Source organism: Paenibacillus hemerocallicola (assembly GCF_006265175.1).
Taxonomy (GTDB): Bacteria; Bacillota; Bacilli; order Paenibacillales; family NBRC-103111; genus Paenibacillus_AB; species Paenibacillus_AB hemerocallicola.
In genome coordinates, this window is the sequence record NZ_VDCQ01000007.1 from 165,673 (window position 1) to 181,636 (window position 15,964).

The 15,964-nt window shown below is 54.4% G+C and carries 14 protein-coding genes; 5 read left to right on the forward strand and 9 right to left on the reverse strand.

Annotated elements, in window-relative coordinates; translation table 11 throughout:
- Positions 1–16: 16 nt before the first annotated feature.
- Together FE784_RS07485 and FE784_RS07490 are read right to left on the reverse strand one after the other, a co-directional pair.
- Positions 17–889, reverse strand: coding sequence for a carbohydrate ABC transporter permease (locus FE784_RS07485; protein WP_139601518.1), 873 nt, complete (start codon positions 887–889; stop codon positions 17–19).
- 24 nt (positions 890–913) lie between these two features.
- Positions 914–1,840 (reverse strand): ABC transporter permease, encoded by a 927-nt coding sequence (locus FE784_RS07490; RefSeq protein ID WP_342779078.1) that lies wholly within the window; start codon positions 1,838–1,840, stop codon positions 914–916.
- An 81-nt stretch (positions 1,841–1,921) separates the two neighbouring features.
- On the opposite strand from FE784_RS07490, the gene FE784_RS07495 reads away from it, so the two are divergent.
- Positions 1,922–2,122 carry a hypothetical protein gene (locus FE784_RS07495; RefSeq protein ID WP_139601519.1) on the forward strand — a complete coding sequence of 67 codons (201 nt, stop codon included), beginning with the start codon at positions 1,922–1,924 and terminating at the stop codon, positions 2,120–2,122.
- A gap of 99 nt (positions 2,123–2,221) precedes the next feature.
- Here the strand turns inward: FE784_RS07495 and FE784_RS07500 are convergent, their stop codons facing one another.
- Together FE784_RS07500 and FE784_RS42340 are read right to left on the reverse strand one after the other, a co-directional pair.
- On the reverse strand, positions 2,222–3,256 hold the full coding sequence (locus FE784_RS07500; protein WP_139601520.1) for an NAD(P)/FAD-dependent oxidoreductase: 1,035 nt from the start codon (positions 3,254–3,256) through the stop codon (positions 2,222–2,224).
- Between the two features lie 272 nt (positions 3,257–3,528).
- Positions 3,529–3,660, reverse strand: coding sequence for a hypothetical protein (locus FE784_RS42340; RefSeq protein WP_281287035.1), 132 nt, complete (start codon positions 3,658–3,660; stop codon positions 3,529–3,531).
- Between the two features lie 165 nt (positions 3,661–3,825).
- On the opposite strand from FE784_RS42340, the gene FE784_RS07510 reads away from it, so the two are divergent.
- Positions 3,826–4,173: a type 2 periplasmic-binding domain-containing protein gene (locus FE784_RS07510; protein WP_139601521.1), complete on the forward strand. Its 348-nt coding sequence runs from the start codon at positions 3,826–3,828 to the stop codon at positions 4,171–4,173.
- Positions 4,174–4,189: 16 nt separating this feature from the next.
- Here FE784_RS07510 and FE784_RS07515 read toward each other — a convergent pair whose 3' ends face one another.
- The 3 genes from FE784_RS07515 to FE784_RS07525 form a co-directional block, all read right to left on the reverse strand.
- On the reverse strand, positions 4,190–5,074 hold the full coding sequence (locus tag FE784_RS07515) for a carbohydrate ABC transporter permease (RefSeq protein ID WP_139601522.1): 885 nt from the start codon (positions 5,072–5,074) through the stop codon (positions 4,190–4,192).
- Between the two features lie 17 nt (positions 5,075–5,091).
- Positions 5,092–5,949 carry an ABC transporter permease gene (locus FE784_RS07520; RefSeq protein ID WP_139601552.1) on the reverse strand — a complete coding sequence of 286 codons (858 nt, stop codon included), beginning with the start codon at positions 5,947–5,949 and terminating at the stop codon, positions 5,092–5,094.
- Between the two features lie 442 nt (positions 5,950–6,391).
- Positions 6,392–8,050, reverse strand: a complete 1,659-nt coding sequence (locus tag FE784_RS07525) for an extracellular solute-binding protein (RefSeq protein WP_139601523.1) — start codon at positions 8,048–8,050, stop codon at positions 6,392–6,394.
- 265 nt (positions 8,051–8,315) lie between these two features.
- Between FE784_RS07525 and FE784_RS07530 the strand changes: the two genes are divergently transcribed.
- Entirely contained in the window at positions 8,316–10,547 is a 2,232-nt protein-coding gene (locus FE784_RS07530) for a helix-turn-helix domain-containing protein (protein ID WP_176706026.1), read from the forward strand.
- A 458-nt stretch (positions 10,548–11,005) separates the two neighbouring features.
- Here the strand turns inward: FE784_RS07530 and FE784_RS07535 are convergent, their stop codons facing one another.
- The gene (locus FE784_RS07535) at positions 11,006–12,940 is read right to left on the reverse strand and encodes an ABC transporter permease (RefSeq protein WP_176706027.1); all 1,935 of its coding nucleotides are present in this window, start codon (positions 12,938–12,940) and stop codon (positions 11,006–11,008) included.
- Positions 12,927–13,694, reverse strand: a complete 768-nt coding sequence (locus FE784_RS07540) for an ABC transporter ATP-binding protein (RefSeq protein WP_139601526.1) — start codon at positions 13,692–13,694, stop codon at positions 12,927–12,929. Before FE784_RS07540 ends, FE784_RS07535 begins: the two co-directional genes overlap by 14 nt.
- Positions 13,695–13,874: 180 nt before the next feature.
- On the opposite strand from FE784_RS07540, the gene FE784_RS07545 reads away from it, so the two are divergent.
- Both FE784_RS07545 and FE784_RS07550 read left to right on the forward strand, forming a co-directional pair.
- Positions 13,875–14,546, forward strand: a complete 672-nt coding sequence (locus FE784_RS07545; protein WP_139601527.1) for a response regulator transcription factor — start codon at positions 13,875–13,877, stop codon at positions 14,544–14,546.
- Positions 14,543–15,559 (forward strand): sensor histidine kinase, encoded by a 1,017-nt coding sequence (locus FE784_RS07550; protein ID WP_139601528.1) that lies wholly within the window; start codon positions 14,543–14,545, stop codon positions 15,557–15,559. Before FE784_RS07545 ends, FE784_RS07550 begins: the two co-directional genes overlap by 4 nt.
- The last annotated feature ends 405 nt before the right edge of the window (positions 15,560–15,964 follow it).

Consider the following 15,964-nt stretch of genomic DNA (forward strand, 5'->3'; position numbering starts at 1 on the left):
GTCGCGACGGCCGGAGCTAACCTTTCAACGACCCGACCATCGCGCCCTTGATAAAATATTTTTGAATGAACGGATAGACCATGACGATTGGCAGAACGGCGATAATAATGACCGCATATTTGATGTTCGTGGCGGTTACGGCGGCGAATACGCCGCTAATCTCCTGAGACTGGTTCGACATCTCGCCCATCAAGACCATGTTGCGCAATATGATTTGCAGCGGAAATTTCGCCTTCTCGTCCAAATAGATCATCGCCGGAAAGAAGCTGTTCCAATGGCCGACGGCATAGAACATGCCGAGCGTCGTCATGATCGGCTTCGATAGCGGAAGCGTGATCCGCACGAGCGCCTTCAGCTCGCCGGCCCCGTCAATATGCGCCGAATCGTACAGCTCGGCCGGAATGCCCTGGAAAAACGTGCGCATGATGATCATGTTCCATACGCTGATTGCGCCGGGGATGACGAGCGCCCACATCGTATTCAGCATGCCGAGCTTCTGCACGAGCAAATAGGTCGGAATAAGCCCTCCGCTGAAAAACATCGTAATGACGATCATCAGAGTGAACGCGCTTCTTCCGTAGAAATCTTTCTTGGAGAGCGGGTACGCGCATAAGGCCGTACAAACCAGATTGATCAGCGTGCCTACGGCCGTATACAGAAACGTGTTGCCATAGGAACGGACGATCGACGGGTCCTTGAAGATGAGACTGTACGTATCCCAGTTGAACCCTTTCGGCCAAAACTTCACTTCTCCCCGCATGACCGCCGATCCGTCGCTGACCGATACGATAAAAATATAAAACAACGGATAAAACGTGGCAAAAACCAATCCGAGCATTAGCGCAATATTGAGCCCGTCAAACAACCGTCCGCCCGTTCCCGGCTTCATCCTCGTCCTCCTCCTTTCCGTTCTCTACCATAAGCTCGTCTCGCTTACTTTCCTGCTCGCGTAGTTGCCGATCGACAGGAAAAGCACGGCAATTACCGAATTGAACAGACCGACTGCGGTAGCGTAGCTGAAATCGCTGGAGACGAGTCCGCGGCGGTATACGTAGGTTGCGATAATATCCGACGTCTCGAAATTGGCTCCGTTGGACAGCAGCAGCACCTTCTCGAATGAAACCGACATGATCGCGCCGATATTGAACAGCAGCATGACGATGATCGTCGGAGCGATGCCGGGAATCGTCACATGCCACATCTGCTTCCAGCGGTTGGCCCCGTCCATCTTGGCCGCTTCATACAGTTGCGGATCGACGCCGGTCAGCGCGGCCAAATAAATGATCGAGCCCCAGCCGACGCTTTGCCATATTTCGGACGAAATGTAGATCGTGCGAAACCATTCCGGCAGCATCAGAAATTGCACGCGCTCGAAGCCGATTAATTCGCGAACCTGATTGATCAGTCCGTCGTGGGAGACGAAGTTGACTATAATGCCGCATACGACGACCGTCGATAAAAAGTGCGGCATGTAGCTGACCGTCTGCACGAATTTTTTGAACAAACGGTGTCTCAGCTCGTTCAGCAGCAGCGCCAGCACGATCGGAGCGGGGAACGAAAACAAAATATGGTACAAACCGATCAAGAGCGTATTGCGGATAAGCTTGTAAAAATACGGGTCCGACAAAAACTCGCGAAAATGTTTGAGCCCCACCCACGGGCTGCCCCAAATGCCGTCAAATACGCTATAGTTTTTGAAGCCGATGACGATCCCGAACATCGGAACATAACAGAACAGGATGAAATAAACAAACGGGATCGCAAATATCAAATAGTAGTACCTGCTCTTTTTCATGCGCCGGTACGCATACGCCCAGCCCCGTTCCGCTTCATCCGGCACCGCTTTCAAAGGTTCGTATCCCGCAGTATTGCGAGCCGCATGTCGAATGGATATCTCCTCCCTTCCTGTCGGATGTATTTCTTGCCTGATTCCAGATTATCCGTTCGGCCGCGCCGCGACTATTGGCAAAACGGGCGAAATGGAGTCGTTTTCGCCACAATTCCGGAGATGATGCAAATTTCTACGTTGCTGCAAATCTCCGCCAGCGGCGAGACCATACCGGCCGTCAAGCCAAAAGACCGGCTCCCGCGCATCGGCGGACCGGTCTTTTTGGCGAAATGACAGAATGGACGATTCCGCTTCCTTCTTTCGTGCCGTCGAACGCGAAAAAGCCGCAGCTCCAGTTTCATCGCTGCGACTCGAAATACCGCCGGCCATTATTCATTCAATTACGCCGAGTGCCCGGTTTTTCTCTTTGAACCGGTCATTATGCGAGGAGACGTAAGCCATACGGGGCGCCTCCGGGTCCATGTACAATTTGGCGCTGTTGACCGCCAACACCGCATCCGAGAACGCTCCCGCAATCAGATTGACCTTGCTCGCATAGTTGACGAAGTCGCCCGCCGCATAGATGCCCGGCATGTTCGTCTCCAGCTTGCCGTTCGCGAACACATTCCACTCGTCCATATCGAGCCCCCACCCGGTAATTCCCGTAAAATCGGATTTCAGCCCGTGGTTGACAATAACCGCATCGACATCCAGCTGCTCGATTTCTCCGGTATCCACGTGGCTGATCGTCACCTTGTGAATCGTCTCCCCGTTGCCGCTATGCAGTTGGGTCAGGGCATAAGGAGTCCGTACGTCGACGGAGGAGGTCTTCATCCGGATAATGCTCTTCTCATGTCCTCCGAACTTGTCGCGGCGATGAGCGACGGTAACGGACGCCGCGATCGGCTCCAGCTCGTTGGCCCAGTCTACCGCCGAATTGCCGCCGCCCGATATGAGCACCCGTTTGCCGCGGAACGGCTCCAGCTCCTGCACGGTATAATGCAGGTTGGTGATCTCGTAACGCTCGGCTCCTTCAATCTCCAGCTTGGCCATCTTCAGAATGCCCCGTCCCAGAGCGAGAACGATCGTACGCGTCCAATGCCTTTCTCCCGACTCGGCTGCGAGCACATACGTTCCGTCCTTTCGCCGCTCCAGCCCCGTAATTTGCTGCCCGAAGACCAGGGTCGGCTCGAAGAGCCGCGCCTGGCGGGCAAGCTGCACGATCAGCTGCTCGCATACGATCGGAGCGAAGCCGCCTACATCCCATATCATTTTCTCGGGATAAATGAGCATGCGTCCGCCAAGCTCCTCCTTGGCTTCGATGAGCTTCGTCTTCAAATCGCGCATCCCGCTATAAAAAGCGGCGTACATCCCTGCAGGACCTCCGCCAATGATCGTTACATCATACAATTCCAAATGCTCCGCCACAATGAAAACCTCCTGTATGCCCTTCTTCCTCTCAAGCAGTTGATAGTTATTCTCAATCTCACATCAGCAATTGTATCCCGTAATTCCCATACCGACAATGGACAAACTCATTCGATTTTTTGTACAAATTGCATGACGTCACCCGGCCGGATCGATCCTGTTACCGATCACCCCATGCCGGGCGTCTTCCGGACAAGAAACATTTTCGGGTCAGGCGAGCACTCGCAGCACTTCATCGATTTTTTGCCGTTGGAAATGACGCCGTCGTTCATTCACGTCAGGAAGTCCACTTCGTACACCCGGCCGTTCCTCACCGCCGGCAGCGCCTGCCACACCGGATCGGCGAGCAGCCGCCTCTCCGCTCCCGGCTCTTGGCTGTACCATTTGTCGAAGGCGATGAACAAATGGTCGGCTGCCGCTTCCCAGCCCGCCTTTATGCAGGCCGGGGTTTATTTCACCAGTACAGCGCGGACACCCGCTTCGGATGCGCGGGAACGCTCGCTTGTCCGAACTGGTCGGTCACAATTCTATATTTTCATCTGCGAAAACAAAAAGCCGCGTATCGAGTAGTGAATCGATACACAGCTTCTATTTCCTGCAGCCGCGCCAAGCACAAAGAAGCGGTCAAGCTGTTCGTCAGCTATGCCTCTTCCCGCGAGGCCCAGCAACAGGTGCGGGCGCGCACGCTCAGCATTCCCGCTTCGAAGCCCGCCGCCGAAGCGGCTTTGCCCGATGGGGACGGCTTGAACCGTCCCGAGCATTTTCAGCTGTTCCGGGAAATTATCCCGTCCTTTCGCTGGCATGCGGATTTGGGACTCCCGATCCGGCTGCTGGACCCGCTCCACCATCAATTGAAGCTGTATTGGTCCGGCATGATCGACGATAACGCCTTGATGGAGCAGCTGCGCCGTTTGTAACGGCAGCAGCCTCCGCTCATCCCTTCACGCTGCCGAGCACGATCCCCTTGACGAAAAACTTCTGCAGAAACGGGTAGACGGCGATAATCGGCAGGGCGCCGAGGAATATTTGTGCCGACTTGACCGTCTGGCTGGACAGCTCCCTCATCATCTCCACCTCGCTATCCGACATGGCGCTCATATCCTGTTGGATTATGACGGTCTGCAAATAGCTTTGCAGCGGATAGTTCGTCGGATCGTTCATGTAGATGAGCCCGTCGAACCATGCGTTCCAGTGGCCTACCATCGTAAACAGCAGCACCGTGGCCAGCACAGGCTTGGACAGCGGGATAAACAGGCTCCACAGAGTACGCATATGTCCAGCACCATCGATGAAGGCGGCCTCCTCCAGCTCCTTCGGGAGGGCCCGGAAAAAGTTGAGCAGCAAGATGACGTTGAACACCGGCACCGCTCCCGGCAGCACGAGCGCCCAAATCGTATCCATCAAGCCGGTGTTTTTCACGGTCATGTATGTCGGAATCAGTCCGCCGCCGAACAAGGCGGTCAGGAAAAAGTACCATACGTACACCGTCCGCAGCTTGAAATCGCGCGCCTCCTTGGACAGCGGATACGCGATCAGCACGCACATCGTCATATTGACGATCGTCCCTAGCACGAGCCGTTGGAGCGATATGCCGAACGAACGGGTAAATTCCACTTTGCGGACGACGAATTCATAGGCCTTGAACGTAAACTCGACGGGCCACAGCCCGACCTTCCCCGCCGCCGCGGCTCCGCTCGAGCTGAACGACACCGCGAGGACGTGGATGATCGGAAACAGGCATAAGAAGGCGAGCAACGCCATGAAGAAGTAATTTCCTGCTATAAACAGCTTTCGGCTCAATGACGGACTTTCGACCACCCCTGTTCCCTCCTTCTCTAGAAGATGCGATAATTGGCCAATCGGTAAGCGAGCAAATACGAGACCGAGATCATGACGAGCGACACGACCGATTTCAATAGGCCGATGGCGGTAGCCAAGCTGTATTGGGCGTTCTCGAGTCCCATCCGGTACACCATCGTATCGATAATATCCCCGCTCTCATACACGTAAGGACTGTACAGGTTGAACACCTGCTCGAAGCCCGCGTTCAATATTTGCCCCAAGCTTAGCGTCATGAGCAAAATGATGACCGGACGGATGCCGGGCAATGTAATATGCCACGTCTGGCGCCAGCGTCCGGCTCCGTCGATTACGGCCGATTCGTACAGCGCCGGATCTACCCCGGACAATGCGGCCAAATACACAATCGTGCTGAAGCCGAATTCCTTCCATTCGTTGGATATGACGATCGTGTAAGGAAACCATTTGTTATCCCCGAGAAAAAAGATCGGATCGATTCCCCCCCAGCCTAGCGCTTTGTTGACAATGCCTTGGCCAGGCGACAGGATATCGATGAGAATGCCGGCCAAAATCGTCCAAGATAAAAAGTGCGGCAAATAAATGAGCGTCTGGACAGCGCGCTTGAACGCGGCCTTTCCGATTTCGTTCAGCAATAGCGCCGTTCCGATCGGGGCGATGAGTCCTGCCACGATTTTCATCATCGCGATAAACAGCGTGTTCCAGAATACTTCTATCGTGCTCGGCAAGCTGAAGACATAGGTGAAATTGCGCAAGCCTACCCATTCCGAGCCGAGAATGCCTTTGGCCGGAATATATTTCTGAAATGCCATGACGAGTCCGCCCATCGGAATATAATGATAGATGAACACGATGATGGCGCCCGGCAATATCATCAGATGGAGCGGCAGCTCCCTCCATCGCTTTGCGTTTCGTATCGCTCTCAAAACCGACCCGCCCCCTCCCGTTCGTTACCGGCTTCCCCGATTCCGCTTCCGAATCGATCTTGCGGCAAGCCGCAATCGGTGAAACCGCTGCCACATATGGACGGCCATTTCTTCATAGCTTCGTATGCCCCTTTCCGCGGTGTCCCTTCGAACGGCTCCGCTCGTCCTGTCAGTCCCGTCGTCCGACATGCAAACCGGATACCGTAACCCAATCTTAGCGGCATAGCGCGGACGCCACAACGATCCGTTTCGTTACTTCTATTCCGATACGCAGGAAATGCCCCGCCGCATCCGTTCGGAATAGTTGCTGCGGCACGGAATACGTCATCGGCCCGTCCGATGCAAATGCGAAAGGCGCAGCAGCTGCGCCTTTCCTATGTTGCACAACGTATTATTTTTTCTGCGTGGCGTACCAGTCGTTGACTTCCTTCGTAATGATGTCTCCGCCTTGCTTCTTCCAATCCGCTACGTACTTGTCGAACGCGTCGAGTCCCAAATTGCCGGTTACGATTTTGACGAACGTTTCGTTCCGCAGCTTCTTCAGCTGCTCGTTGCGCTCGGCCATCGTCGCCGTCGGCGTCGTGTAGAACTGGTTCGGCACGAACCGGTCGTCCTTTATAATCTGGTCGATAATGCCGGCCGAGCCGCCCGGACCGTTTTGCGCGTATTCGCCCCACAGATTTTTCTGTCCGCCCTTGTACAGCATGATCCGGTCGTATACCTTCTTGCGTTCCGGAGCGAGCTCCTCGGGCTTGATTTTGCCGTCCAGCACCGCGGTCGCCTGACGGTAGTTCTCGATGTTGTTGTCCGGCAAATAAATTTTCACCGGCGAATACGTCCAGAGCGCCGACCCGTCTTCCTTGCTCGGCACGATATATTTGTAATACACGTCTTCGGACTTGTTGTAATAATACGTCTGCAGCCAGAAGTCCATCATTTTGAATATCGCTTCCGGATTTTTCGTGCCTTTCTTCACAACCCAATAGTAGCTGAAAATGTTCAGCGGCAGCTGCGCCTTGAACGGCTTCCCGTCCACAGTCGGCATCGGATACGCCTGCCACTCCTGATTCGGAGTCAGCGAGACGAGCGGCGAGTTCGCCGATCCCCGGCCGCCGATCATCATGCCGATCTTGTTGCCGCCGATGCTCTCGTTCACCTTGTTGCCGTCCTTGACGATAAATTCCGGATCGAAATGGCCGGCTTTGTACATTTCGCTAAGCTTCGTCAGCGCCTGCTTCATTTCAGGCTGAATTTCGCTGTACGCCAAATTGCCGGAAGCGTCCTTAGTCCAGAAATCCGCGTAAGCGCCGAAGCCGTTCAGCAGACCGACAGCCATCGAAAGCTCCTTGTCCATCGCCAGGCCGAACGTGTCATCCTTGCCGTTGCCGTCCGGGTCCTTCTTCGTAAAAGCGTCGGCGATCGCCACCAGATCGTCGATCGTCTTCGGATCGGGAAGCTGCAGCTTCTCCTTCCAGTCTTTGCGGATCCACAGGATGGACGGTCCTTCCTTCGCCACCCCGGACCACGGGATCGCCATCAGCTTGCCGTCGAACGTCGCCGATTTGAGCACCGTCTCACCGGCCTCCTGCATGACCTTCTTGATCGATTCCGGCGCATGGTCATTGTAGACTTTCGTCAAATCCTCCAGCTGCCCGGCTTCGTACAATTGTCGAAACTGTTGGGGAGTCGCCGCGAAAAAGTCGGGTATTTCCCCGGACGCGATCATCAGGTTCGTCTTCTTGTCGTATTCGGTGTTCGGCACGTACCATTGCGTCTTCACCTTGATACCGTATTTCTCCAGAAGCGTCCGCGTCCAAATATTGTTGTTGATGTCTTCCCCGTTGAAAAACTTCGTCGTCGGGAAGCTGTAATTCACCGTCGTCAATTCGATCGGCGGGTCGTACTTCTCCGGTACCGTCTTGCCTGCCGCTGTCCCCTGATTGCCCGCGCCCGCCGGCGTCTTCGCGCCTTCATCCGTCTTGCCGCACGCCGCTAATAATGGAACCGCTATCAAACTTAAGCCGACCAACATGCTGACTGTTCGTTTCATCTTGCTCTCTAGCCCCTTTCGATCCCGATATGAGGGACACCCCGTAATGTCCGGTATCCTTGATGCCCATAGTAAGCGCTCCCGTCTGCCGGCACAACAATCCGTTTCGCCGCATCTATTCCGAACCGGAGCTTCTTGGTCCTGCAGGCAACTTTCTGCTATTCAGAATAAGAGATGCGAAACGGAATAGTCGAAAACGATGGTTGAAATCGGTTTCATCCGGTATACTTATGGGTACGCACCCGCCAAGAACGGAGGAAACACCATGGAACGCCGCACCCGATTTAACGGCAAATCGTTGTTTGCCAAGCTGCTGCTCGGGTTCATGATCGTCATCTTCATCTCCTTCGCCTTCAACTTGTTCGCTTATCATTTCTTCTACGACCAGATGCGCGACCAGCTGATCCGCTCCAATTCGATAAGCGTATCCAAGACGGTGGACGGCTATGAGAAACAGCTGAGCCAGCTGGACGATCTGCTCACCCGTTATTATTTCGACAATTCGGTCACGGCGCTCAAGAAAGGAAATATCGACTCCGATTTTCCGATCGTCAACGAGCTGGCCGACGAATTCAAATCGATTGTCGGCAACTACAACCTTGACTTGGAGAACGTTTTCATTTACTTCAAGGAGCAGAGCTTCGTCATCGACAAGAACGGGTACACGCGGGCGGAAGATATGTTCGGCAAATATTACGTCAACTCCGAGTACGGCTCCGACTTCTGGGCCAAGCAATTTGCGGAAGACTTTCACTTCCGCGCCTTTCCTTCGGCCGAATTCAAGAAGTACCGGATCGATCTCGTTACGCCTGACCAAGGCAGATACTTTCCGATTATTATCAAAAGCCAGATCGGCAGCCAATTTTATATCGGCGCGCTCGTCGACACGGACCGCATGTTCGCCGCGTTGAAGGAAGCTTCGGACAATCCTTTCTATATGACGGACCGGTCCGGAGAGCTGTTTTTCAGCACGGGCACCCGCCCCGACAAGATGCCGGAGCTTGCGCCCGATCGCGCATACGAGCTGCATGCGAACAACTACTTTTTCTATCAGAAGGGCCTGTTGTCCGGACTTACTTACGTCAGCGTCGTCCCTTACCAGAGCGTGGCGTCCCAGCTGACCAAAATGAACGTGCTGCTGCTGACGTTGTTCGCCTTCTCGATTCTAATCAGTGTCGCCATATCCGTATTGCTCAGCGTCCGCTTCAAAAATCCGGTACAGCGGATCGTCGAGTCGCTGAGGCAAATGAATCCGGCTATCCGGCACAGCAGCAGCATCCACGAATTCAACGTGATCAGCGAAGGGCTCGAGCATATTATCGAATCCGTTCACCGCAAAAATTCGCTGCTGCAAAAATACGGCTACTTGGACAAGATCAAAAGCATTCAGGCGCTCGATACCGAAATGCAGTCGCTCGTCGAGACGGACCGGCCGTTTCATTTCATTATGTTTCATATTCATTATACCCGGGAATACGAGCTTCTTGGCAACGAGCATCCGCTCAAGGCGACTTATTTTCTGGAATTTATCAATTTGAACGTGACCGAATCGTTTCCGGACTCTATGACGATGCAGATCGAGAAGGACCGCATCTTGGCCATCATATTCACGCCAGCCGACGTCTCTTCCGACATTTCGGAGAAGCTGCTATACTTCAAGCGGGTCTTCGATCGGGACAAGGCGTATTACCAGCTGACGATCGCCTGTCAGCGTCGTCTATGGGAGCCTTCGGAGTTCACGGCCGCTTACGAGGCTGCGGGCGAGATGGTGAGAAGCCGCAAGCTGAACGACGAGACCCAGATCGTGGAAGACGTCGGCGCTACCGAGCCGCTCATGTTCTGGACGTCCGAGGAGGAGCGCAGCTTCGCCGCCATGCTGGAAGCGGGCAACGAAGCGCAGCTGCTGGCACTGGCGCGCGGCTCGCTCCTGCGGCTCGACAAAAGCGATGCCTCCGCCTGGCATTACCGCCAATTCGCAAGCGACCTAGTGTCCAAGGTGCTGATGGCGCTTATGGCCCACAAAATCGATACGCATGCGCTCTATTCGAAAGGCTCTCCGTTCGACGAGATCGAACGGTTCGTCTCAGCGGAGCAGTACGCCCTATTTTTCGAGCGGCTGCTCGGGCAAGCGTCTGCCCTGATCAAAGAAAAGCGCGAGGCGCGCGACCCGATCGTCGATTTCGTCGTCCGTTTTATCGAGGAGCACTATGGGGACGATATTTACCAAGACTTGATCGCGGACCGGCTGAATATCTCGACCGGCTATTTGCGGAACTACTTCAAGGAGAAAACCGGCCAAAACTTGAGCGATTATTTGAACGAATACCGGATCGAGAAAGCGAAGGAAATGCTAGAGGTTACCGAGGACAAAATCCAGGACATCGCCGCCAAGGTCGGCTACCAGAACGCCAATTCGTTCACCCGGATGTTCCGGCGCCTGACCGGCATTACGCCCGGCGAATACCGCAGGGAGAAGATTTTGAACCCGCAAAAGTGATGGCGGTGCTCACAACGAGGAGGAGCCTTGCTCGCCTCGTTTTTTTCGTTCAAGTCAACAAATAGTCCAGCAGCCCCGACATAAGGTTGAAACCAACCTTATTTCCCTAAAGCCGCCTCCCGTGAGCGCGAATAGTGCCGGTTTCAGCCTTATTTCTTTCAGCAAGCCGGATTTCGAGCGGATTTCATCCCACTGGCCACAAATAAGGTTGGTTTCAGCACTATCCGCGTCGTTTTCCCGCTTCGGCCGACAATAGTGCCGGTTTCAGCCTTATTTCTGTCTTCCCGCTTCACCGGCGGGACCAAGCCAGCCCAAGCGGTGTCTCCTTCCAGGACTATTTCCCCGGCAATGGCTTGAAGTTACCGCACAATGACCCAAGCCTTCGGAGCAGCCTCCGAAGGCCAAGCGTCCCGTGCCCGGTGCACCACCTTACCGTTTATGCTCCCGAGACCACTCTGTCAACCGTTCACGATCTTGTTGTACGAACGGACGGTCAACGCATAATAGCCGCAATAGAGGAGCAAGTAGACCAGCATCGCGCTGGCGATCGGCACGGTCAAATTCACTTCGGATACGCTGCCGTACAATGTCGTGATCGCCTTCAGGATAGCGCCGCAATGCAGCAGGCCGACAGCCAGCGGAAGCGCGAAAATGAAGCCGGTCTGCTTCGCGACCGAGAGGCCGACCTCCTTTTTCCTTACGCCGATTTTGCGCAAAATGGCATAGCGCTCTTTATCCGAATGCGCCTCCGTCAGCTGCTTGAAGTAGATGATGCTCCCGGTCGCGGCCAGAAAGACGAGCCCGAGAAAGCCGAGCGTGAACAAATTGATGCCCGCCTCCTCCAAACCCTTCCTATACTCGGTATAAAACGTAGGCAGCTTCCGCAGCTCGGCGTCCAGCGCGTACAGACGCTCGCTGGTCTGCTTCATCGACTGCTCCCGGGCGATTTTGTAAGCTTTGTATACGATGGGAGCGATTTGGCGCGACATGTCCTCGAACGCCTCGTCACTGACTATGACCATGTAATCGGGAAAGCTCCAGTTGAGCACCCGCTCCTCCGTCATGCCGACGAAGGCAGCGTTCCGTGTCCCTCCCGGCAATTGGAGCGCCAAAGCTTCGCCGGCATAATCCGCGCTCGTATAATTCGTATACATCGGCTTGATCCCCAACGCCTCGTCTCCCTTGAGCCGTACATTGCCCGTGCGTCCCAGCTCCGTCTGGATCTTATTGTACGTGCTGGCCGCTATGAGCTTGACCGGATTGTCGTCCTCCCTCGAATACCTGGGCGGAAGAATGTCGGAGCGGGTCATCACCCCTTTGGCTTTAATAACCGGTAAATCCTGCGCCAGCTCGACCGGATGCTCCCGGTCCTGCTCCAGTACGGAACGGACCTGAGCATCGAACGCTTCTCCCTTGGACACATGCATTAAGCTGAAGGGCGATACGAGCGCTGCCGTCTTCCCGTTGCTGTAATACATGCTGTAGCCGACACAACCCGCACTTAACGTCACCGCGCTGAGCAAGGAGATGATCGTCAAAACGCGCGCGTTGCCCTGGATCCGGTACATCAGCTGGGCCGTACCGATCATGTTGATTCCGCGATAGTACCGGCTCTTGCTTCGCTTCGCCGCTTGCAGCAGCGCGACCGTGACGAAGCGGAACAGCAAATACGTGCCGGCAACCATCACGACGAGGACAAACAACAGATTGCGCATATATTGTCCGGTCGTCACGATCGGCTGCCACATGACCCAGTAGCCGGCGGCGAGCAGAGCGACGGCCGCAGCCGCTCCCCGGAAGGAAGGCTTCGGCGTAACCTCCCCTTCCTTCTCCGCCTGGAACAATTCGATCAGCTTGAACCGGTAAATGAGCCTGTAGCCTTGAACCGACGTGAGCAGGACCATCGCCGCGAATACGATCGTCGTATGCACGAGCGCCTCGAACGAGAAGACGACTCCGACTTGGACGGCCGAATCCATCAGCCGCAGAAACAGCATGGCGAACAGCTTGGACAGGAACGTCCCGAGCACGATCCCCGCGACAAGCGCGACCGCCCCCATCATGACATTCTCGTAGAACAGCATCCGGGCGATCGTTTTTTTGCGCACGCCGAGCAGCGAATACAAGCCGACCTCCTTCTTCCTCTTCTTCGTAAAGAACGAGTTGGAATACCATATAAAGATGGCCATGAACAGCATCAGCAGGTAGGACGCCTGCGCGAAAATAGCCCGGACCGATTCCGACGATTCCAGGCCTGCCCGAATTTCATCGCTGTACTGCAACGAAACGAAAGTAAAAAAGATGACGACGCTGCTGATCATCGAGATGAGGTACATCAAATAATGTTTCAAATTGCCTTTGACGTTTTTTTTGGCTACATCAAATAACGTCACTGGAGCCACCTCCCAGAACGGACAGCACATCCAGCACTTTTTTGAAAAACGCCTTGCGCGGTTGATCGCCCTTGATAAGCTCCGTAAACAGCGTCCCGTCCTTAATAAAAACGACCCGCTTGCAGTAGCTGGCCGCGAATGCGTCATGGGTCACGATCAAAATCGTCGCCCTTTCGCGCTCATTCAAGTCCTTCAAGCTTTCGAGCAGATCGGTCGCGGATTTGGAATCGAGCGCCCCGGTCGGCTCGTCGGCCAATATCAGGCTCGGCTTCGATACGATGGCGCGGGAAGCGGCCGTACGCTGCTTCTGTCCGCCGGATATTTGATAAGGATACTTGTCCAGAATCGGACGGATTCCGAACCGGTCGGCGATCTCGTCGACCCTCCGCTCCAGCTCGTCCACATTCATATTGGCGAGCGCCAGCGGCAGCACGATGTTCTCCTTCACCGTCAGCGTGTCGAGCAAATTGTAGTCCTGGAAAATGAACCCGAGCTTGTCTCGCCGGAAGGCGGACAGCTGGTCTTCGTTCATGCCGAGAATATCGATCCCGTCGATGACAATATCGCCGGACGTCGGTTGATCGATCGTCGCGAGTACGTTCAGCAGCGTCGATTTGCCGGAACCGGACGGGCCCATAATCCCGACGAATTCCCCTTCCGCAACGGTCAAGTCGATCTGCTGCAAGGCCGGGAACACGGTTCCTTTCGTTCCGTACAGCTTCGTGATTTGCTTTGCCTCCACGATCGTTTTCATCTATCGCATCCTCCATTCGAGAGCGTCATGTTCTTGGTGCACGTTTATTGTACCTGTTCCAACCCGATATTGAGCTTACAACTTGCCGGCTCAACCTTACAATTTTGTCACCACGATTGATTCCCGGGTCTCGTTGATGCTATGTTTACCGTAACTCTTCTTATACGGAGGGAAACGGACATGAAGATCATGATCGTGGAGGACGAACCGACCATTCGCGAGCTGATACGGGAAACGTTAAAAAAATGGGGCTTCGAGACGATCGTCGCGGAGCAATTCGATCAGGTGCTGCAGCTGTTCGTGGCGGAGAACCCGCACCTTGTCATTATGGATATCAACCTGCCGTTTTTCGACGGGTTTTACTGGTGCAATCAGATCCGGGAGCTGTCCAAGGTGCCGATCCTGTTCCTCTCCTCCCGCAGCACGCCGATGGACATGGTCATGTCGATGAATACGGGCGGCGACGATTTCGTCCAGAAGCCTTTCCATAGCGACGTGCTCGTAGCCAAAATCAACGCCCTGCTGCGCAGGACTTACTCCTATTCGGAAATTCAGGCGAACGTCATCGAGCATGACGGCGTCGTCCTGAATCTGAAGGACGGCAACGTGTTCCACAAGGATCGGAAAGCGGAGCTTACGAAAACGGAGTTCGTCATTTTGAACATTTTGATGAGACATAAAGGAACGATCGTAAGCCGTCATAAAATGATGCGGGGACTTTGGGAAGACGAGAGCTTCGTCGACGACAATACCTTAACGGTCAATATGACCCGACTGCGCAAAAAGCTCGGCGATCTCGGGAAGGAAGACTTTATCTCGACCCGGAAAGGACAAGGCTATACGATCCTATGAGCTTCGTTGAATATGTAAAGGATAAGCGGTATTTCTTGCTGTTGCTCGTCGTCGTCATGCTGTTCGTTTCCGCGGTCATGTTCCTCGGCAACGGCGGCGCAGGCAATTTGCTGTACGTCAATGCGGGCTGCTTCCTCCTAGCGGCCGCTTACGTCACGGTCGGCTACTACTACCGGAGAACGTTCTACGAAGAGCTTCGCGAACGGCTCGAGAACGATGCGGAGGCGTTGGACGTGCCCTTGCCCGAGCCGCAGAACGGCGGACAGCGGCTGATCGTGGCGTTCCTGAGAAGCCGGGACAAGCGGTTTTCCGACCGGCTGGGGAAGCTTAGGGAAGAGAAGCGGGACCATCAGGATTACATCATGTCCTGGATACACGAGGTCAAGCTGCCCATCGCGGCTAGCCGTCTGCTGCTGGAGAACGGCACGGAAATGCCGGTCGACGATCTGATCGACAAGCTGGAGGACGAGCTGGCCCAAATCGAGAACGATGTGGAGCAGGCGCTTTATTATTCCCGCATCGACTCGTTCTCCAAAGATTATTTTATTACCGAAGTGCCGCTGCATACGCTAGTGAAGGAAAGCGTCAAAAAATCGGCCAAGCCGTTTATTACGAAGCGTATCCGTTTGACGATGCCGGTGGATGCGTTCTATGTCCATAGCGACAGCAAATGGCTGGCCTATATCGTCGACCAGCTTGTCGCCAATTCGCTGAAATATACCGGCGAGGGAGGTACGGTCGCCTTTGCGATGGAGGAAGACGACCGGGAGAAAAGATTGCTGGTGCGCGATTCGGGAATCGGGATCGTACCGGAGGATTTGCCCCGGGTGTTCGATAAAGGCTTTACGGGCGCAAACGGCAGAGCGTACGCCAAATCGACCGGAATGGGGCTTTATTTGGCCAAGCAGCTGGCGCTGAAGCTGGGACACGATTTGTCCGTCCGGTCCGTGGAAGGCTCCTTTACGGAGCTTACGGTGCATTTCCCGAAGCTTCGCAATTACTATCGTTTATAAGAAAAACGTCTATCGACGTACTTCGAGGATGAGCGACCGCGATTTAGCGGAAATTTTTCTTGGTAAAGAAAGTCCCAGTTCGCTTTGGCACTTTAGCGAAATAAAACTTTCTTTAACGATAAGAAAAGCTTCTAAACGAAGCCTTTTCGTTGAAGTGCATCTGAGTCTTCTTCAATGGCCGGGCAATCACTCAGACGAACTGTAGATCATGTAGTTATTCCGGTGAAGACTTGCCTCACTGTGGTAGTGAGCTGGAAATTATACAGTTATTTTCGCTTGTTTACTCCTATTTTATGGACTGGCAGCGATTTACCTGCGCAGATTCCAGTTATTTCGGCAAATATTGCATATTTCCTGAATATAGCTGTATCATTTGCAGTTAATCGTGGGGGGACAAGCTTCCAT